The sequence below is a fragment of the Moorena bouillonii PNG genome (genome assembly GCF_001942495.1).
Taxonomy (GTDB): Bacteria; Cyanobacteriota; Cyanobacteriia; order Cyanobacteriales; family Coleofasciculaceae; genus Moorena; species Moorena bouillonii.
The window spans coordinates 2,980,075-3,000,952 of the sequence record NZ_MKZS01000001.1 but is presented as its reverse complement, the minus strand read 5'-3'; the positions used below and the strand labels follow the sequence as shown (position 1 = coordinate 3,000,952).

Here is a 20,878-nt window from a genome sequence, read left to right as displayed (position 1 = left end):
AACCGGAAACCTGTAACTTTCAATCTGAAACCTATAACCTGCTAACCTGTAACTTTCAACCTGAAACCTTCTAACCTGCTAACCTGTAACTTTCAACCTGAAACCTGTAACTGTTGCACGAATGACCGTTGACTATGACCTAATTATCATTGGTGGCACTCCTGCTGCTGTGTATGCTGCTGTTGCGGCTGCTGGTTTAAAGGCTCGTGTGGCTCTGGTAGACCCTCAGCAAGGACAAACTAGCTGGCTAGCACAGGGGGCTATTTACACCAGAGTATTAAGTGAGATGGGGCGTAAGCTTGAGCAGATGCGTGACGCTGCTCAATGGGGTATTTATGCTCAAATAGCTGATTCAACCGAACCAGACATTTCACAGACCGGGTTTTCATCCCTACAACTAACTGCAGTGATGGAATGGGCTAATCTGGTGGTTACCAACTGCTCAGAACAGAATTCTCAAGCTATTTTAGGTGCTTTAGGGATTGATCTAATCACCGGTGAGGGGGAATTTTGCAGACTGCCTCACCTCGGTTTTGTAGTCAACAACCGACGTTTGCGGTCTCGTGCCTATCTGATCGCTACTGGCTCTCGCCCAGCTATTCCCGATATCGAAGGGTTACAGACCATAGACTATTTCACACCAAACGATATCTGGCACAAAGTGTTTAAGGTTAACCAGTTGAAGGTTAACCAGTTGAAGGTTGAAGGGGAGTTGAAGGTTAAATATTATAACCTTCAACCAGATAACCTTCAACCAGATAACCTTCAACCGGATAACCTCCAACCAGATAACCTTCAACCAGATAACCTCCAACTAGATAACCTTCAACCAGATAACCTTCAACCGGATAACCTCCAACCAGATAACCTTCAACCAGATAACCTTCAACCGGATAACCTCCAACCTTCACTACCCAGCTTTTGGGTAGTGATTGGGGATGAGCCTATTGCTCCAGAACTAGCTCAGACCTTAGCTAGACTTGGTTGTGAGGTAACGTTGGTGGCCAGTACTACCCGTATTTTGTTCCAGGAAGACCTAGAAGCATCTAGGCTCATACAAGCTCAGTTGGAAGCTGAGGGAATTCGAGTTCTGACGGATAGTCCAGTTGATCAGGTCAGAGAGATTGACGGGAAAACCTGGGTTCAGGCTGGTAATAAAGCCATTGAAGCTGATGCCATTTTACTGGCTACGGGTGAGCAACCCAATGTGGAATCCTTAAATCTAGAAGGGGTTGGCATAAAGTACACTCAGCAAGGTCTTCAGCTCAATCAGAAGCTACAAACGACTAATCCCCGCATCTATGGCTGTGGCAAGATGGCTGGTGGTTATCCCTGTGCCCATATTGCCCAGTATCAAGCCAGCATTGCCCTGAAGAATGCATTGTTTTTCCCCTGCTTTAAGGTGAACTATCATGGGATTCCCTCGACAGTCTTAACTGAACCCCAATTAGCACGGGTAGGTCTTACAGAAGTAGAAGCTAGAAAGCGCTATGGTAAGAATCTATGGGTGATGCGAGACTATTTCAAAGAGTTAGATCAGGCTCAGCTCCTGGGGCAAACCACTGGGTATATGAAACTGATAGTGCAGCGCAATGGGACAATTTTAGGAGCAACCATAGTTGGATCACAAGCAACAGAATTAATTGGGGAAATTACCCTAGCGATTCAGCAGAAAATCAAATTGGGTGTGTTGGCAAATGTCTATTATCCCTATCCCACCTTGTCAGAGATTTTTAAGAAAACGGCAATCCAGTGGCAGCGCCAACGAATTAGTCGTAATCAGACTTTAAAAAACTTTCTGGAAGGCTTCTTTAACCTACGCCGTAGTTGGTCAAGGTAACTAACTTAGGATTAAATCCTGCTTTCCTCTATCCGTTAAATGCTGGGCATTATAACGGGATTATGTAGTGGGGATAAAGATAAGTGTTGATTACCATTACCTCAATCTTAAACATTTAACATTTAAAATATAAAATTTAACAGTCAACATTCAAGCTTCAACTTCTGCATTAAAATGACAGCAATCAGCAAAGTAAGTCAATTCCAGTACAAACCCCTGCACAAGCCTAACCAACTGATTTACGGTACAGGTCAAACGGGGGTGATTACGGGATGGACGATAAAAGACGCGATCGCAAAAAAGTTAAACCCCTCGGAATTTGCTGTAGTCGGACAGTTATACAGTCCCACCCGGGGAATTAGCCTGCTCATTCGTAATCTCCTCGCTAATCCCCATGTCCGCTACTTGGTCATTCTCAACGCTACGAAGGAAGACCGCAATGCTGGCAGTGGGACTTGCTTGCTGGACTTTTTCCACCATGGCGTTGAAGAAGGGACTAGTGATACTGGTCGTCACTGCTGGGTGATTCGCTCTTCTATAAAAGGGTATATTGACATGGAGATTCCCTTAGTCATCCTAGAACAACTCAGAAGGGAACTTTCTGTGGCAGAGGCTGATTCGATTACCCAAGCCGTGAGTTTGGTTAAGTCTTATGGCTCCAAAACTCAAGAGCCCTGGGGAACACCATTGGAATTTCCTATGGCAAATGATGTCGGGGAATCTGGCTGTGCGCCCCTAAAACCAGGAGCGCGCTATGGACATCGTATTGAAGGGCGAACGATAGCTGAAACTTGGGTTAAGATAATCCATCGCATTAAAACTACCGGCACAATTCGACCCACAGGTTATGACGGATATTGGCAAGAGCTAATCGATTTAATGGCAGTAGTAACGGAAGAACCTCCTGAATTTTACTTTCCTGAGCCCAATTATTTACCATGCGATCGCGACTTTATCCAAGAATACATTCATCAAATCCTGGACGACGCACCCGTAGTAGAAGGAGTTAAATATACCTATGGTCAGCGTCTACGTTCTTGGTTCAAACGTGACCAAATCGAGCAAGTAATCACTAAACTCATTGGTGAAATCGATGCCGCCAGTGCAGTGATGTCCCTATGGGATGTCAAAGACCATGAGAAAGGGGGTAGTCCTTGTCTGAATCACATCTGGCTGAGAGTCGTGGATAATGAATTGTCCCTAACGGCCACATTGAGAAGTAATGATATGTTTAGCGCGTGGGCAGCTAATGCCTTTGGACTAAGAGCACTACAGCAGTATATTACAGACCAAATTGGTAAGCGCGGGGGTATTCAATTAAAAATGGGACCGCTGATTACCGTTAGTCAAAGTGCTCATATTTATGATGATTGTTATGACTATGCTAATCGGATTATTCAAAATCACTATCAACAAATTATCAATTCAGAACAGAAACAGTATGCTGATCCCATTGGTAATTTCTTGATTGAAACCGAAAATAATAATATTATAGTGAAGCAGACAACCCCTGGTAGCGGGGAAGTAATTGCTACGTATTCTGGTAAAAATGCCATGAGTTTATCTAGAAAAATTTGTAGTGATAATCCTTCAATACAACCTAGTCATGCGGTCTATTTAGGAATAGAATTAGAAAAAGCTATGATAGCTATAAAAGAAGATAAAACTTATCACCAATTATAGCATTTTTAAGACTTATGATATACAAAATCATGGGTATTAAGAATTAGGGAGTAAGGAGTGACCCATGGGAAAATTTACTGTACTTCATGACTAGGATAAGTTATTGATAAGCAGTTATTGATCAGCATCAACTATAGATAACCTAAAAAACGAGTTTGGTGTAAAAAATAACCAAAGATAGTTTGGTGAATAGTTCTTGGTAAAATGACAAGTTATAGCAACCACAGTAAAGGTTAAGACATGTTTCTATTTACTGTTCTCTTTTACCTGCTCCCTGTTCACTTAAAAAAGACGATGATAGTTTATGTCATCAACTAAACTGACATTGATATAAAATTGATCATTGACGACAAGTTTAAAATTACCAATGACTAGTGAAAGACCAAACTGGGATGAATACTTTTTAATGATGGCTAAGCTAGCAGCTACTCGCTCAACCTGTTTAGCCTTTCCTGTAGGAGCAGTGATTGTTAAAAACAATCAGATTTTAGCAACAGGTTACAATGGTTCCCCATCTGGCTCAAGTCATTGCACAGCTCAGGGATACTGCTATCCTGGACTAAGTAGCTGCGATGCGTCTCGTACCATGCCATCCCGAGCTGTTCATGCTGAAGCGAATGCGATCGCGTTTGCAGCTAAACATGGTATTGCCACTGCTGGAGCCACTATTTATGTCACCCTAGAACCCTGTGTCTCCTGCTTGAAGTTAATCATTTCAGCTGGCATAAAGAAAGTTTTTTATGAGACTATCTTCAATAGTGGAGAGAAAGCTCTAGTTAGAGATCATTTTCTGAACGAAGGCTTAGTTAGTCTAACCCAAATCCAGTTAAGTGAAGAAACAGCTAAACGAGCAGCTTCATTTCTCCTCAATCCAACATCTGTTACTAAATTGTCGGACAAAATTATTGAAAACAATTACACAATTATTAACAGTGAATAGCTGGATAATAGAGCAATTATTATTTTGGTATTGAGAAATGCTATATGACCAATTACCAATTATCGATATACCATTTTATAAGTGATTAACTGGACTTGATATAGGGTACCTATATCACTAAATCAATTGTGATAATTGTTGTTCCTTATTCCCTACTCCCAGGGCGTGCCCTTGACCCGTAATTAAATTCGCCACGGGTCGCACCGCTCCCTGTTCCCTGTTCCCTTTGCTACATAACTTATGTCTTGGCAGCGTCCTGATCACCGAAAACCGGATCAACTACGTCCGATTTTGTTTGAGCGAGAATTTACCCGCTATGCTCTTGGTTCCGTCCTAGCTCACTGTGGTGAGACCAAAGTACTTTGTACCGTGACGGTTCAGGAGGAAGTCCCCCGATTTCTCAAGGATACTGGCAGCGGCTGGCTAACCGCTGAGTATAGGATGTTACCAGGAGCAACACCGGAACGCCAAAGACGGGAACTTCTCAAGCTTTCGGGTAGAACTCAGGAAATTCAGCGGCTAATCGGACGTAGTTTACGGGCTGCTGTTGATCTCAAAGCCTTGGGCGAGAGGACCATTACGGTAGATGCGGATGTTCTACAGGCGGATGCAGGTACCCGTACTACTTCCATTACTGGGGGATATGTTGCTCTTGCGGATGCTGTGGATAAACTGCTTAAAACGGGAGTACTAGAGCGATCGCCTTTAATTCACCAAGTTGCTGCTGTCTCGGTTGGTTTATTGGAAGGTGAGCCGTTTTTAGACCTCAACTATCTCGAAGATGTGGCGGCTGAGGTGGATTTTAATGTAGTGATGAACGATCAAATGGGTATTATTGAGGTTCAGGGAACAGCCGAGTCAGGGGCTTATACTCGCCATCAACTCAATCAGTTGATGGATCTAGGAGAAAAAGGTATTAAGGAGTTGTTACAGGCACAGCGTTACCAGAAATAAGTGCTGAGTGCTGAGTAATAATTGTCGCGCTTCACTTTTGAGATTGGATTTCCTTCCCGTAGCGTGACCTACGGTCAAGCTATTGGTCAATCATCGTGAGGGCGCAAGCCTTGCGCCCCTATATTGCTGCCCTAGAATAGGGCTCCTGCAATAGGTTTTAAGTTTCTGAGGCTGATGATTCACTAATAACTGGTGACAAGTAAGCCACAACCGCACCGAGAACGAAACCAAGAATATTGCGCAATAGTGGTAAGAAATCAGAGGTGCGTGTCACTACAGGTCCAATACCGAAGGCAATAAACAGAATACCCCAAAGTGGGGACAAAATTAAAGCCCATTGCCAAGCGAAAACCTGATCCTGTTTGCGGGGAATAGCAGCAAATCCACAAATCACTCCTCCGACAGTAGAAGTAATTAGGGTCAAAATCCACTGTTCCCGTGGTAGTCCAGGTACCACCCGACATCCCCCTTGGCGCAGGCATTGCTTGACCGTATTTAGGGCTTCGATAATAGATTGGTTTTCGCCATTGTCCCGTACAAAGTAGAGATTACCAAATCGGGTTTGCAACTCTACCCAAAATGTACGAGGAAGGAATTCATACAGGGCATCACCCACGTTAAACCCTAGGATATTCCCTCCTCGGGCGTCAGCAATCAGTAACATACTTTTGTCGTTAAGTCCCCAAAACTCTTTGACTGCCCGACCAGGGGTGCGGTCATATTGGGTCAAAACTCGGAGTTTCCAGCCAGTTTCCTCCTCAAAGCTTTCTAAATCTTCGACTAGTCTCTGCTCTTGAAGCTCTGGAATAAAGTTCGCTAAATCAATGACTGGTGTTTGAACCTCGGGCAGTAACTCAGGATTGTCGTAAGCCTTGGCCTCAGGAGCAATCGCCCACATAGAACAAGCTAGGAACAGTGCTGCGAAGGATACTAAAATTCGTTTTGGAAACAGATACTGCATAGTTATTTTCAATCGGCAATGGACAGTATGCTTATCTTTTAGATAAATAATCAAGTAAAACTAAGCATTTCTTTACACTTGTTTACTTTATTCTAATCTTGGTTGCGATCGCAAAATGTTCGATCTTGTACAGTAAAGGGATCATTGACAGGGGTAAGTTTCTAACATCAGGGTCAAACAGGGAGTGTGGGAGGTGTGGGAGGTGTGGGAGGTGTGGGAGGAGAAGAGAGTGTAGGTTGGTTACATGTTGAGTTGCCAGAACTATCCCCAGTTAGCGCCTGGATTCCATCAGGTGGTGATCAACAATAAACCTGTAGAATTAGAATCAGAATTAGGGGTTAAATTAAACAGTATTGTAGAGGATAAAATAGCCAGGTAATGCAGTAATTACTTAAAATTGAGAGCGATATTATTTTTAGGATTGACCATAGGCCACGCTACTCGAATGTTTATAATAAGGTAAAAGCATTAGCAATTAAGAATAAAATTTAAATTCCTAATTAACTTAATTAACAATTCCCAAAGGATAATGATAGAAACAATCGTAGCCCAAGATATTTCTCTGCATCAATTGAAGGACAAATTTGGACTAGAGCCTCTGACGGGGTGACAAACAGCCTTAAAAGCCTTACTGGGTGTGGGGTGTGGGGTGACGGGTGTAGGGGAAGATCAGGAGCTGGCTACGTTGCTAGGGACGGTTGAATCAGGTTTCGGACCGATTGTTATTGCTTGGCTGACAAAGACGTACAAATTTCATCGGAAGATCAGGAAACGATTGTCAGAGGACGAATTGATATTTTGATTTGTCAACCTCAGTTTTGGATAGTGGTGATTGAAGCGAAACGAGCAGAATACTCTTTAAAGGTAGGGATACCACAAGCTCTAGCTTATATGTTGGCTAATCCTGAGCTAGAAAAGCCTGCTTTCGGATTTGTGAGTAATGGTGGTGAATTTATTTTTATCAAACTGATTCGACAAAATAAACTGCAATATGCTTTTTCTAATCAGTTCTCTGTGCTGAATCGTGGCAATGATTTATATACTGTTGCGAGAATATTAAAACACTTAGGTCAGTTAGTACGTCAATGACTGAAAGCTTATAGCTTTCAGCTTTGAGATCAACAAGGAAGTATAGCGCTTTCAAATCAAATGTGAAAACGCTATAGTAACCATTGAAGAATTTTGAATTTTTAATTGCCCCCAGCGGTACTAGGTGCTCCAAATTCGCCTGGCAGCTGATTAATGTGCTCAATCCCTAGTCGTTGGCACAGCAATTTCAGTTGCCGGAGGGTTGGTCTAGCCTCAGTCCTACCAGAGACCTAGCGCTGGTTCGCACGAGGAATACCACAGTAGATGGGTGACATACTCCCACACTCACCTTGTCAGGTTGAGTGTGGGCTTCTTACCAACACCAGCCATCGCTTAGGTTACTCGGTAAGCTTTATTAACGATACGGTCAGAAGTTACCGCAAGAATAGGGCAGCCTTTATGGTTAGTCGGTTATGGGTAAAGGGTTAAAACTTTATGATTAAGGCCAGAGACGAAACCTTATCAGAGGGTCGCCTTTATGGTTGATTGGCTGTGCGTAAAAGGGTTAAAACTGTTTGATTAAGGCGACCCTCTCCTTACGGTAACTTCAAACCCTATTCTAAGGTTTCCTCTCCGGGATGCCCCGACCCACCGGAACAATTAAAAAAAAAGTTCTTTTTTTTACTTAGCAGGTGGCGGTTAGCTCTTAATTTGTTTTCCCTACTATTTTTAGTATAACGTTTTTCAGGCTGTTGATCACAGTTCCTGTCCGCGATTCATCTCTGGAGACGAAACCTGATTGTTAGTGGAGCCTTTATGGTTGGCAGGCTATGGGTAAAAGGGTTAAAACTTGAGGTGCGACCCTAGGCGAATTTAATTCGCCATAGGAACGCGCGCCTCCATTGATTAAGGCTCCACTATCCTTACGGTAACTTTAAACACTCATGCTGCGCATGTTCGTTGTGGGGCATAAGAGCGGAGGAAGCTAATTCGTCTTGAGACAAATTGGTGCGTTTAATTCTTAGAGCCTCCAACGGTGAATCACTACTGTGTTTGCGCCTTTTGTTTTTCTCTGTCATAGTATGCTGGTTTAGCATGGTTTTAATGCCAAACTTAAAAGGATTATAGTAAGGCATTAAAATGAGATACAACAACAGACACTGAAATGCGATTCGGCTTTCGCCGACGCTACGCGATCGCATAAGCCTGTAAACCTTTTCCTGCTAAGGTTTCAGGATTTATTCACGTCTCCTTTTCTCCATGTATATATACACCATTTTGATCAAGCCACTTGTCAATTAATTCATTGACAACATCGCTCATGTCCCTGTCTTGCATAACACAAGCTGCTTTAAAGTTCTTTTTTTTATCTTTGGATAGATAAACCCGTATTGATTCTTCAGCCACTGTCCTACTACCAGTAAACAACTTTACTCCATTCTGGCATCAATGATTTTTTTTACAAAATTTATAAATTTATTTTCCCAGGAATGAGGTAGGATAGGGAAAGCCAGCGCGCCGAGCACTCGTAGTTCATGCGCTGGCTAATACTCCATTGTTCAAAGGAGATAGCTCCATTATGGCTTATCTACAAAACCTCCAGCCTTGGGCAGTGACCCGCCTTCCCCAACCCAATGGGTAATCATCGGTCGCTACTGCACTCGCTCTGATGCAGAGGCACACCCTCAGTTATGGCGTCAGCGAGTCCCTGATACCCAATTTGAACTTGTCTTTGATTTGCCCGGTAGCAAAAACTATAGGGATTTTCCTCTTGATCAACTCACTCATTAATATGGGTCGGTTGTGAATTGTTAATTGTGAATTGTTAATTGTGAATTGTTATTTTCAATTCACAAAAGAATAACTCTACAATCCCTACCTGTAACAATGACCAATTTATTTCGGCGACTCAACCCTGCTAAGAAATTCCGGATTACGGTTTACATGATAGCTAGATTACTGAAAATTTCCTATCGCCTGATCGTGCGGGTAGAATTTTGGAACTATGTAATCTTTGTCCATCGCCGTGATCGAGGTGGACAATTTATCAGTTATCGGAAATTATCACAATGGCAAAATGCTGTCGCTTGCCAGATTCAACAATGTACTACTTTGCCAGCACTGAAGCAATTGTGGTTTTCTATTGAAACAGACTGCCACCAGTACTCAAAGCAGTATAGCCAAAATTATTACCATTTTATATGGCCAATTTGGAGAAAACAATGGGATAGGCTTTGGCAGCAGGGTAATGTCCCATAATCCCTGTGAGAGTTGTTTGATTTCCATTGAAGCAATTGCTTTGACTAATTAGGAAACACTTTTAAGCGATGCGACCTAGGAGCCGCCAAAGGCGATTGGCCGTAGGCCACGCTACGCGAACGCATAACTTTATCCATAGTAAACTAAAGGTAAAAATTGAGTATAGGAGCGACTGTAGAACTATCTGCTTAGTTGGCATGTCTATTGAACAAGACACATAAAACTATAGGGATAACATTGATTCATTAATCATTTTGACCATCTTTTGCTCACGAATAACTTAGTGAAGACCAAAAGGATGCTGAGTAAATAACAAGCAGATGAAATCGCCCAATATATGGATTGAGGCTTGCAATTCCCATGATTTTGAAAAAATTCTTGCCCACTATGACCATAATATAGCGCAAAAACCTCACGTTTAACCCTGAAATTAATGCTTATAAGCCGTTTATATAGCTCCTCTCAATTATCTATTATTATTTTATCCTCTAGTTGTAACTTTCTAATTACTGCCAAAGTACCCTTAACATTTAAACCTAATCGTATTGCCTGTTTTCTAGCGGCAAAATCATCCAAAATAATATAATCTGTTTGTAATTCTATCCCTAAAGCAATAGCTTCTGACTCTCCCTGTCCTAAACGGTCATTAAGACGATTTGCTAAAGAAACTAATTTTACCCCTTTAACCATTAATTGATTATTGGCAATCAAATTATCAATATAAGCACTTGCTTCATCATTCTTCGCATTAATTTCTTCTTTGACAACTTGCGGTAAATAAAATTTATCCTCAGACTCAATGAACTGCGTCAACAAATCTAATCGTGCTAGAAATATCAAAGGAGAAGAATTAAAAACAATTTTCATCTGGAATCACCAGTTTTGTTCAATGGTTATATCTTCAGAAGATAGGTAAGAAAACTCAATTCCCATTAAATCCAAAATTTTTATAAAAACTTCAGGTTCTATTTGCATTATTTCTGCTGCTTTCTGTAAACTAATTAGTCTAGAAACTAAAGCTCCTATGACAAAGATAAAATTTTCTTTTTGCCCCATATCCTGAAACAACTGTACTTCAGAGGCAATAGTTTTGAACATTTCTTTGTTACTCATGTTTCTTAATCCAAAAAACTAATCAAATAAACTGTTGTACAGTTTAAGTTTATATTATTGAAATAAAATCAAAAAATATATTATTTCAGTTACCTTTTGCTTTTTGCCTTTTGCCTTTTGCCTTTTGCCTTGCTAAAACCCATTTAAAATGCATTTTAGCTTACCCATCTTCTTGACATCAACTCAGCGCGCCCAACGCTTCCAGTGCTGACTTCTGTGCTAGGGTCAAACCGGTAACCCCTGTGATGTTCATACCTTGGTAAGGTCGATCAGGAATCAAGGTTTTAATACACTGACCTGTGTGAGTATCCCAAACTTTAATAGTCCCATCATTACTGCCACAAGTAAGCCAATAACTGCTCACCTGTTCTTGATCAGACCTACCCTGGTGATCTTGATGTTTTACAGGACTAAACCCAATCGATGACCGTACTGAATTCCTGTGACCGTGTAAGGTTCTCAGATAGTTACCCGTACTTGCGTGCCAAAGCCTTACGGTTTGATCTAAGCTACCACTGGCAATCAATTCACCATCAGGACTAAAGGCGACAGACCAGACACCTTTACTATGGCCTCGTAAAATCCTGACACATTCCCCAGTCCTAACATCCCAAACCCGGACAGTTTGGTCTCCACTGCTGCTAACTAGAGTTTGGCCATCAGGACTAAATGCTACCGATTGTACCCGACTAGTGTGACCCTGTAAAACCTTGAGACATTCACTACTCCTGACATCCCATAAGCGTATGGTTTCGTCTTCACTACCACTGGCTAGGGTTTGACCGTCTCGACTGAAGGTAACAGACCAAATCCAACTGGTGTGACCTCGTAATATCTTAAAACATTCACCAGTATTGACCTCCCATAAGCGGATGGTTTTGTCATCACCACTACTGGCAAGAGTCTCACCAAGAGGACTAAAGCTAACGGATTGCACCCAATAGGAGTGACCACACAATACTTTCAGGCATTGACCTGTAGTTACTGACCACAAGTGTATGGTTTGGTCAGCGCTGCTGCTAGCGAGAATTTCACCATTGGGATGAAATGCCACAGAAGTCACCCAACCGGTGTGTCCCTCCAGTCTCTTTAAACAGTGATCATTACTGACATCCCACAACCTGACCATGTTGTCAGTACTGGCACTGGCTAATTGTTGACCATTGGGACTGAATACTGCTGAAAATACAGAATTAGTATATCCTTGTAAAATTTTAAGACATCTACCTGTGTTGCTATTCCATAGACGTACGGTTTGGTCACTGCTGCCACTAGCTACGGTGCGACCATCCCGATTAAATGCCACTGAAAATATAGAATTGGTGTGTCCTTGTAGGTAGTTCAGGCATTCACCACTGCTGACATTCCACAGCCTCACCGTCTGGTCATCACTGCCACTGACTAGGGTTTGCCCATCTGCACTAAACATTACTGACCGTATTCTGTCGCTATGGTTAGTTAAGGTGTTGAGACATTCACCTGTGCATGGGTCCCACAATCTAATGGTAAAGTCAGCACTTGCACTGGCTAACATCCCACCATCGGGACTAAAATTAACTGACCAAATCCGATTAGTATGACCATGACAGATCTGGCGACATTCACCAGTACTAAAATCCCAAAGTCTCACTGTCTGGTCATCACTAGCACTGGCTAAGGTTTTACTATCTGCACTAAAGGCCACCGACAGGACTTGACCGGTATGTCCCTGACATACCTGACGGCATTCACCAGTGTTTACATCCCAAAGCCTTACTGTTGATTCATCACTACCACTGGCTAGGGTTTTACCATCCCTACTGAATGCTACTGACCAAATAGAACTGGTATGGCCTTCTAAAGTTTTAATACACTGACCTGTGCTGACATTCCATAGTTTAATAGTTTTGTCACTACTGCAACTGGCTAGGGTATTACCATCAGGACTAAAGACAACAGACCAAACCCAACCAGTATGACCTTTGCAAATTAAAATTGGCTTACCATTCTCGACTTGCCATAAACGCAACTGACCTTCCACATCTCCAGTAGCTAAAAGCTTACCATCAGGACTAAATGCTACCCCAAATACTACTCCTAAGGTTTTAGTAAACACTGACTTGGATAAATCGGAGTGAGCGAAATTGACATCTTGTAAATCCACCCCTTGTAGATAAGCTTGCCAAATTGTAACTCTTGAAAAATCATAGCCTTTTAAACAGATTTGCTGTTGACAAAGAAGATTAATAATATTTCCACCAGCGTAGCCAATGGCTAAGGCAGGTTTGCCTCGAAGCGTGTCGAGAATCTGATTTAGATGGGTTTTTAGGTTATCCTTACCCGTTAAAGCAATCTGTAGACGCTCTACAATGGGTTTAATAATGAGACGAATTTGAGTATTTCTAAGATAATCTTTGGTCTGAGCTTTGAGGAGAGCATGAGTCCTAAATATGGAATTTTCCCAGTTGTTATTAGTTTTATTAATGGCGGTTACACCAGCAATAACTTCTTCACAGATTTGCTCAACCAAGCGTTCAGTTACGTATTCCATCACCACCGGTTGTAAGGAAAACAAAGACGCTTTTCTTTCCACAAGCGATCGCTGTTCCAAGGATTCCAGGGTGTCGATAAGTTGTTGGGGTGATACGGGGGGAAATATATCATCTCGTAAGTCAGCAAATGATGCTTCTTCTCGATTGATGGCGAGCCAAAAAATTACTGTTCGTTCTGGAGCGCTTAATCGGGCAAAATGCTGCTCTAAAAGATTTTTAATATTCCCAAATATTATCGCATCTTGATTTAAAAAATCTGCAATATTACCGGCGAATAATTTATGAATTGTTGTCGCTACAATTTTTAGAGCTAAGGGATTACCAGAATAACCATTAATTAACCTAGTCCATTCCTTTTCTTCACCTTCAAACGAACCAATAATATTAAATATTTCTTGTCCTTCAGCAGTTTTTAAACCACTTAATTGTAGGGAGCGAACAGGTAGCACTTCTGCTTCAAGCAGTCCAATTTCTTGAGGCTTCTCCCGAGAGGTTAGTACTAAGCAGCTTTGATGGGAGGTTTCCCCCCAGCGTCTCAACAGTTTACCGTATTCTTCATATCCAGCTAGATAATTTCCAGCAGCATTGCTTTGAGCTCCCCCTTGTAAAATTGTTTCCATATTGTCGAGAACTAGCAAACAGCGGTGGGAGCGTATATCATTCAGCAGTCGGGAAATTTTTTCGTCTGTAGTATCTGGTAAATCAATGTCTTGCTGATTGGATAGAAATCTCAGCAACTGAGTCAAAATCTCTGATAGGTCAGGAGCATTACGTAGGGAGCGCCAAATAACAAAATCAAACTGGTGTTGGAGTTGTTGGGCAAGCTTGATCGAGAGGGAGCTTTTGCCCATGCCGCCCATACCTAACAAGGCAACTAGCCGACAGTGTTCGCTCAGAATCCATTGCTGCAACTGGGCTAGTTCTGATTGTCGTCCATAAAAGAAACGAACATCAACGGCTTCTGACCAATCGTGACGTGGCTTTGCGTTCGGGTAGCGTGGCCTTAGGCCAATCCCATCTGTTTCCTGTCGAGTTACCGGTTGGTTCGAGGAGATAGTTTCCTGTTCACTGCGCCACCGTCGTTCAAGCGCTGAGCGAAAGTTCTTTTTACTGACTCTTTCCCCCAAAGCCTCTGAGAGAAGTTTCCACAGCTTGGGACCGACATCATGTTTGAGGTAAGTCGGGGCATAGCCATAGGTATCTGCAATAGTATCATAACTCTGACGCTTCCAAGACCAAGATGCCTCAATTAAGGCTTGCTGTAAATCAGTGAGATGATTCCCCGATTTGGCAAACACTAAGGCATTGGCGAATTCCAGAGCGTCTTCAAGGTTCATATACGGTTTTGATTATAGTTTATTATGATATAATATATAGCAAGTTTTATACCCATGAGGTACAAATATCTGGGTTTTAGGGAGCAGGGACTTCGGAGCAGGGAAGAGGGAAGAGGGAAGAGGAAGCCACCCCTAAACCCTCCCAGGAGGGTAATTAAGGGAAGAGGGAAAAAACAATGTGTACCTCATAAATATGATAAACGCTATAAGCGATCGCATGAATTATTATGGGCTATATCCAGTGTAGTTATTCGGTTTAGAATCCCCTTTTTTCAAAGAGGGGAGATGTCAAATCCAAATCAACTTCAAATCCAATCGGAAATCAGGTAATACCTGCTCACCAGAAAGAATCTGGGGAGATTGTAGAATTTCTTTTGCTTGACCAGAACGGTATATCTCAAGCTGTTTGCCATTATCCATATACTCCAGCATCTTGTTCTCTAGAGATGTCAGAGAATCAGTTTTGGAGCGCAATTCAATCACAAAGTCAGGACATAGAGGTGGAAAGCTTTCTTGTTCCTCAAGACTAAGGCTGTTCCATCGGTCTGAGCTAACCCAAGCTGCATCAGGGGAACGTCCTGCTCCATTGGGGAGTTGAAAGACAGTAGAGGAGTCGAAAACTTCCCCTAGGTGCGCTTTCCGCATCTAATTATTAAATTCGCCACGGGTCGCACCTCAAGTTGGGTCTGACGATTCCAAGCTTGCAGTTGGTAGGTTATATCAGCATTACGCCTACCGGTATTTCCTCCTGTTGGGGGCATAACAATCAGTTCTCCATCAGCAGTCAGTTCCAACCGCAAATCCCGGTTAGCTACTGCAATTTTCTCAAATTCTCGGTGGGTTAACCTGAGGACTGGTCGCAGGTCAAGAGTTAAAGGGTTCATTTTCCCTATTCCTTGTTCTGTTTACCATCAATCTAAACGATCGAGAAGCTGTGGAATTTTGAGCCGTTGCTGTTGTTTCATTGATTCTGGGAAACTTAACTCGATCGCAATCGAATCAACAGATCCGGTATCAACTAACTCCTCTATAGTTTCGACCTTAGCCAAAAAGCTCAAATCTTGTAAGTGATTAGATTCCTGAGTTACCAGTAAACTGATCATGGGTTTAGTCTGCTGCATGATATCGAGATTGCTAATCTGGCTGCCATCTAATTCCAACCGTAAATCATGAGTTCCAATTTCCGTGATTGTCGCGCTAACGGAATAGTTTTTCCAGTAATCCCAGTATAATTCCACCGGCGTTTGAACCTGTTGACGTACCTTCGTCTGTTTAGCTGGTCGGAATTCACGGAAGACTCGTCTGATACTCGTAGCAATAAACTTAAGGGATTCCAGAGGATGGTCTGTCTGAGATCGTCTCTGGGAATACCACTCATTGACATCAGAATAAATAACTAAAACCAGATCATCGTGCTGAGTACGGGTGAGCTCAATAAAATCAACAAATAGCCTCACCTGCTCCCCCATGGCAACTTCTCGAACCACCCGCCCTCGGACCAAGCACTTGTGTCCGTAGTCTCCTTCGATTTCCACTCTAATTTCATCAGGGATGTTGGGTAGGGTATTCAGCAGAATTTGGACGCCACTTTCACTAATATTAACGGTTTTACCGATCCAACGGTGGTGTGGAGTATGAATCACAGCCGTTAACTTCCTTGGCATCCGGTGGGATCGACGGAGTTGGGGTTGCTCGAAAGCAACTAGACAAGCAGCAATCAGCAGGATTAAGTTAAAGATAGACCAAAACACATTAACAATCACCGCTTGGCTATCCTCTGGTCTTAACCATAGCCACAGGGGTACAGTAAACAAGGCAGCAGTAGCCAGTGCAGCCACTAACACCAGGTACTTTACCGAATCAAAATCAAAGCTGCGCTTGGTAACATTCATCCCTTTATCGGTAACATTGAAAGACCCTAACTTAGGATTAATCAGAGCTAAGAGGGTAACAATTCCCGCCTGGAATGACAGGGCAAATTCAAAAATCTCGTTCCAGAAGGAAAAACGGACGTGCTTGTAGGGAATGTGGTTGGTCTGCATCGATAAGATAACGTGAGGCAGAGCATAGCACAAGGTTTCAAAACCGAGACCCTTAACCGAATTGATGCCAAATAATAAGAATAGAGTGGGTGCGATCGCATACATCAATCGGGGGAAGCCGAAGAAAAAGTGGGATGTGGCACTCATGTAGCACAACCGTTGCGCCAGGCTCAAATTCACCTTCCGGTTGAATAAGGGATTTTCCAGGCGCAGAATCTGAGCCATTCCCCTTGCCCAACGTACCTGTTGACCGATATAGGCCGAAAATTTCTCTGGCGCTAAACCTGCCACCATAATCTTGTCGTAGTAGACCGACTCGTAACCCTTTGAGTGCAGACGGAAGGCAGTATGGCAGTCTTCGGTAACTGTTTCGGTAGCAATCCCTCCGATTTCCATGACGTGGGTTTTCCGAATCACCGCCGCAGACCCACAAAAGAAAGCTGCATTCCAGAAATCATTGCCCTTTTGCAGCACCTTATAAAACAGTTCATTACCCACAGGTATTCTGCCTTCTGTGAGCAGATTACGCTCAAAGGGGTCTGGGTTGTAGAACCAGTGGGGTGTCTGGACAAAGGAAACCTTAGGGTTAAAAAAGAAGCCAACAGTTTCCTTCAATAAGCTTTTAGCGGGAATGTGGTCACAATCCAGAATAAGGACTAAATCTCCTTTGGTATTGTGAAAAGCCGTATTGATATTGCCAGCTTTAGCATGGTCATTGTTATCCCGAGTTAGGAGTTCGCAGCCTATATCCTCACACATTTGGCGCAACTTTTCCCTACGCTCTGGATACTTTCTGCCATCATCAAGGACATAAACTGATTTTTGATCAGCCGGATAGTCAATGGCTACAGCCGCTAAGGTTGTTTTGCGGACAATTTCGATATCTTCGTTATAGGTAGGAATGTAAATATCAACGCTAAACCACTCCTCTTGGGGAATAGTTTCTAAACTTACTGCTTTACGTTCTTTAATTTTTATAGTTTGAAAGTAAGCCAAAAATAAGGTAGCGATCGCATACAATTCTGCTCCATACAACAGGAAGCAAAAAACGATATTCAGCCACCCTTCAAAATTAAGGGTATATCGAGTGCGGTAATAAAAATAGCGTAGGGTAGTGAAAACGCTAAGTAAAACCAACAATAAGTGGAGATATTCACTGGTTTTACGATTGGGTTTATCTTCCTCCATCTGAATAATCACCCGTCCCACCAGTAACAAAATTAAACCAAGCAACCCTTGTTGCCAAATTGGTGGGCGAGCAGTAATTAGAGGAATGAATAGTAATAGTAAAGATACAATTAGCAACAGCAATTGACGGCGACTTAGCCACTGTAAAATCTCGCCAAATATATAGGGTAAGTCTTCCACTACCCAGACTGTTAGTTTCTCTCGCTGTTGGGGTGTCGTCACCAAGCCTCTTTGACCCGGTTTTGACCTAATCTTTAAAAATGGAATAGTCATTAATTTCTATCCCTAGCCATTTTCTGTAGATAAAACTGAATAACCCCGTAACTAATCAGGGTAGCAGCTATAATAGCTGGAGCTAACATCAACCAACTTCTTATTATGAAGTTAAAAATTTGCTGAGTCAACTCAGGTTTTTCCATTTGACGCTTTCGCTCTTGCTGGAAAAAATCCATATTATAAGAATTTTGGTCATAACTATCGGGATTTTCCGAGTTAGCACTAATTAGTACCGTGTCTCCCTTGATTTGAGAGAATAGTGGGTCTTGGCTTAAGAAATCTTGGACTTTATCTAAACCTTTGTCAGTTTGAGCAATTAGAGCAAGCAGCACCCGTTCTTTATTCCATGGCGAGATAATTTCTTTGATCACCCCATCATGATCAGACCAGGTTTGAATCTGACTATCACTGCGCTGCCGTGTCAAGAAATCTTTTAATTTCAAGTCACCAGAGGAGAAAATTTCGGGAAACGGAAATTTATTTTGAGTACCAATTCCGACCAGATGATGGTCACTGCGTTCCTCAGTCGGTAAAGAGTCTTTGGTGTAAACTGATAGCTGGATTGATTCTGCTTTGCTTAACCGTCCCAGTCTGTTAGTGAACTTTAGTAATGTCATCAGTACACTGGTTGAGGGGTCTTTTGGTAGCACAATAACGGTATTGGATAAATCCTGAGGAGCAGCAAAGGGGAAACCAGTTTTCAGCAACCCCAAATCTGGTACTTTGGCAACACTGGTGCGCTGGAGTTCAAAATTTGTATCACTGTGCAACGTACCCCAAAGCTGTTGGTCAGTTACTTTGCTACAGGAGCGGCGTTCCCGAGCATCAAGACGAAAATCCACCTCGATTTTAGAATAGGGGTTGATTTTGTCAGTAGGCAGGGCAACCCTCAGGGACTCTCTAGTGCCACCATCGATGGACTTTAGCTTTTTGCCGATCAGGGCAATGCCATCTAGCTTGACTTCCACTACTGAGGTTTTGGGATTAATTTGAGGGCTATAGCTATAAATTAGGTTCATATAGTTATTCCCCTCAAACTGATCATCGGGCAATGCCCGGAAGTCAATCGTAATGGGTGGAGAATCGGAACCTCTGACTGTGATATCCTCAATCGGTTGATTGTAGGGAGTTTTGAGGTCGCTGAGCTTGAATGTGGGTTCTAGAGGTAAATAGTCTGGCCAATCACGGGGTGCAGGGGTTGGCACTTCCTCCAGCTTTTCGACTAAGATCACTTGACTGGTAGCAATTTGACGGTCTTGGGATTGCACTAAAAACTGTACTGCTTTCGCCACTCCTTCTGGCCCATTACCCGTTGCTACCAATACTGCGGCTTCATTGCCAGGAGTGGTGGTTAACATTAAGACCCCGACATCCGGTGGTAAGGCTTTGTCCTTAGCATCGAGAATCTTATTGTTTCCTACAGGAAGGGGCAATTTCAGGGATTTGAGTTCTGGCTGTTGTTCTGGTGTGCCTATGATTACCAATCGATTACCAGAAAAGCGATTAATCCCCGTTCCACTGGCCTCTTTAACCGATTTCACTAAGGAGGTCTTCAGGCGACGATAATCCGCTAGCCTACCTAAGGAAGCTTGGAAACGAGCAGTGCTAGTTAACCAATTATCATCAATCTTCTTAGGCAACAAATAAGTAATTTGATTTGGTTCTAGACTAAGGTCATCAAAGATCGGGTAAGGATAGCGATTGAAGTCTAGAGAAACCGGTTGGGGTTCAAAATCAAAGACTATTTTTGAATCCGGCAGAATTTCTGTCCATAGGGAAGGATCATAGGGGTCTTGAGTACAGGTAGGAGAGTTATTCTGTAGCGCCGCAATAGTGATTTGGTTGTAGTTACGGAGTTGGTCGATCGGAATATTAAAGAGCACATTCCCAATTTCCCCCTCCTGGCGGTTGAGAGGAATACTGCCAACGCTAACACCATTAATTAGAACCGTAAGATTAGAGCGAGTAGCATAGAGCGCTGGAGAATGGCGAAAGCGAATTGAGGCTTTAACAGATTTGAGTTGCCAATCTCGGGGACGGGTAAACCCTAGCCGTGCTTCGTCATAGATGCCTCTTAAACTAAGACGAGAGCCTACTACTGGGCTACGATTGAATTCTAGGATGTACTGACCAGCAGCAGGAGCATCGATCTCAGGAGCTTTAGTTGGTGGGGAAGGTAGAGCAAAGGTGGGTTGAGATTTTTCCTTGAGTTCCTCGATGGTACTCTCCCTTAGGGTTTTGTTAGTATCGGTGCTACTGCCATCAGTTTGGGCATACACTAACCTTGTAGTTAACCCAATGGAAATACTACAGCTGAGGAATAATAGTAGGACTAAAGAATATCTAGGGAACGAAGGCCGAGGATGATCTGCTTTAGTATCAAACCTCCTCGAAGTAGAGGCTTGATTAGCGCTAGAGTGACCATCTGATTGGTGTGACCTAGGAGTTTTTTTGGGTAGATGGGCAAAAGCCTTGCGAAAAAAGGGTGTCATCAGCAGAATGTTTAACTCTGATTACAAATTAATTTGCCGCTTTGGATGTTTACCTCTTGATACAGGGCTAGCGCTACCTAATCCGGAGCGAGCTAGTTGCATTACCAGCGGTTAAATAAAAATCAGATACACCCTCAGATACACCCTTGACTGATGAGAATCTAGGGAACGGAATCCTCCCTATACCAACCTTTTCGATTGACAAGCTTCTCCAGTCTTTGAGTTAAATTTAC

Annotated in this window: 16 protein-coding genes and 1 pseudogene; 8 read left to right on the top strand and 9 right to left on the bottom strand. The window is 42.7% G+C overall.

Annotation, left to right across the window (positions count from 1 at the left end; genetic code table 11):
- Positions 1 to 121 precede the first annotated feature (121 nt).
- From BJP37_RS42440 to rph, 4 genes are all read left to right on the top strand, one after another.
- A complete protein-coding gene (locus BJP37_RS42440; RefSeq protein ID WP_158069549.1) occupies positions 122 to 1,840 on the top strand; it encodes a dihydrolipoyl dehydrogenase family protein in 1,719 nt (572 codons plus the stop codon).
- Positions 1,841 to 2,014: 174 nt separating this feature from the next.
- Complete coding sequence (locus tag BJP37_RS12280) at positions 2,015 to 3,523, top strand: thymidylate synthase (protein WP_075899120.1); 1,509 nt, start codon at positions 2,015 to 2,017, stop codon at positions 3,521 to 3,523.
- 367 nt (positions 3,524 to 3,890) lie between these two features.
- The gene (locus tag BJP37_RS12275; protein ID WP_075899118.1) at positions 3,891 to 4,463 is read left to right on the top strand and encodes a deoxycytidylate deaminase; all 573 of its coding nucleotides are present in this window, start codon (positions 3,891 to 3,893) and stop codon (positions 4,461 to 4,463) included.
- A gap of 240 nt (positions 4,464 to 4,703) precedes the next feature.
- Positions 4,704 to 5,417, top strand: a complete 714-nt coding sequence (gene rph, locus BJP37_RS12270) for a ribonuclease PH (RefSeq protein ID WP_075899116.1) — start codon at positions 4,704 to 4,706, stop codon at positions 5,415 to 5,417.
- Positions 5,418 to 5,574: 157 nt separating this feature from the next.
- Here the strand turns inward: rph and BJP37_RS12265 are convergent, their stop codons facing one another.
- Positions 5,575 to 6,378, bottom strand: coding sequence for a TPM domain-containing protein (locus tag BJP37_RS12265; RefSeq protein WP_075899114.1), 804 nt, complete (start codon positions 6,376 to 6,378; stop codon positions 5,575 to 5,577).
- A 186-nt stretch (positions 6,379 to 6,564) separates the two neighbouring features.
- Between BJP37_RS12265 and BJP37_RS43510 the strand changes: the two genes are divergently transcribed.
- A complete protein-coding gene (locus BJP37_RS43510; RefSeq protein ID WP_269086993.1) occupies positions 6,565 to 6,687 on the top strand; it encodes a hypothetical protein in 123 nt (40 codons plus the stop codon).
- Positions 6,688 to 7,107: 420 nt separating this feature from the next.
- Positions 7,108 to 7,467, top strand: a complete 360-nt coding sequence (locus BJP37_RS12260; protein WP_229415286.1) for a type I restriction endonuclease — start codon at positions 7,108 to 7,110, stop codon at positions 7,465 to 7,467.
- 1,182 nt (positions 7,468 to 8,649) lie between these two features.
- Here BJP37_RS12260 and BJP37_RS34375 read toward each other — a convergent pair.
- Positions 8,650 to 8,814, bottom strand: a complete 165-nt coding sequence (locus BJP37_RS34375; protein WP_198954017.1) for a plasmid partition protein ParG — start codon at positions 8,812 to 8,814, stop codon at positions 8,650 to 8,652.
- 198 nt (positions 8,815 to 9,012) lie between these two features.
- Here BJP37_RS34375 and BJP37_RS34370 point away from each other — a divergent pair, with 198 nt between their 5' ends.
- Together BJP37_RS34370 and BJP37_RS12245 are read left to right on the top strand one after the other, a co-directional pair.
- The gene (locus tag BJP37_RS34370) at positions 9,013 to 9,198 is read left to right on the top strand and encodes a hypothetical protein (RefSeq protein ID WP_229415285.1); all 186 of its coding nucleotides are present in this window, start codon (positions 9,013 to 9,015) and stop codon (positions 9,196 to 9,198) included.
- A 96-nt stretch (positions 9,199 to 9,294) separates the two neighbouring features.
- The gene (locus tag BJP37_RS12245) at positions 9,295 to 9,666 is read left to right on the top strand and encodes a hypothetical protein (RefSeq protein WP_070392387.1); all 372 of its coding nucleotides are present in this window, start codon (positions 9,295 to 9,297) and stop codon (positions 9,664 to 9,666) included.
- A 465-nt stretch (positions 9,667 to 10,131) separates the two neighbouring features.
- On the opposite strand, the pseudogene BJP37_RS12240 reads toward BJP37_RS12245, so the two are convergent.
- The 7 genes and pseudogenes from BJP37_RS12240 to BJP37_RS12215 form a co-directional block, all read right to left on the bottom strand.
- A pseudogene (locus BJP37_RS12240) lies at positions 10,132 to 10,533 on the bottom strand (PIN domain-containing protein); the annotation flags it as partial.
- A 6-nt stretch (positions 10,534 to 10,539) separates the two neighbouring features.
- Positions 10,540 to 10,779 carry a hypothetical protein gene (locus BJP37_RS12235; RefSeq protein WP_075899097.1) on the bottom strand — a complete coding sequence of 80 codons (240 nt, stop codon included), beginning with the start codon at positions 10,777 to 10,779 and terminating at the stop codon, positions 10,540 to 10,542.
- Between the two features lie 178 nt (positions 10,780 to 10,957).
- Positions 10,958 to 14,647, bottom strand: coding sequence for a helix-turn-helix domain-containing protein (locus BJP37_RS12230; protein WP_075899095.1), 3,690 nt, complete (start codon positions 14,645 to 14,647; stop codon positions 10,958 to 10,960).
- 288 nt (positions 14,648 to 14,935) lie between these two features.
- Complete coding sequence (locus tag BJP37_RS44980; protein ID WP_438941505.1) at positions 14,936 to 15,292, bottom strand: Uma2 family endonuclease; 357 nt, start codon at positions 15,290 to 15,292, stop codon at positions 14,936 to 14,938.
- The gene (locus BJP37_RS44975) at positions 15,274 to 15,531 is read right to left on the bottom strand and encodes a Uma2 family endonuclease (protein ID WP_438941504.1); all 258 of its coding nucleotides are present in this window, start codon (positions 15,529 to 15,531) and stop codon (positions 15,274 to 15,276) included. The genes BJP37_RS44980 and BJP37_RS44975 overlap by 19 nt, the downstream gene beginning before the upstream one ends.
- Positions 15,532 to 15,558: 27 nt before the next feature.
- On the bottom strand, positions 15,559 to 18,150 hold the full coding sequence (bcsA, locus tag BJP37_RS12220) for a UDP-forming cellulose synthase catalytic subunit (RefSeq protein ID WP_075899093.1): 2,592 nt from the start codon (positions 18,148 to 18,150) through the stop codon (positions 15,559 to 15,561).
- On the bottom strand, positions 18,150 to 20,645 hold the full coding sequence (locus BJP37_RS12215; protein WP_229415284.1) for a cellulose biosynthesis cyclic di-GMP-binding regulatory protein BcsB: 2,496 nt from the start codon (positions 20,643 to 20,645) through the stop codon (positions 18,150 to 18,152). The genes bcsA and BJP37_RS12215 overlap by 1 nt, the downstream gene beginning before the upstream one ends.
- Positions 20,646 to 20,878: the final 233 nt, after the last annotated feature.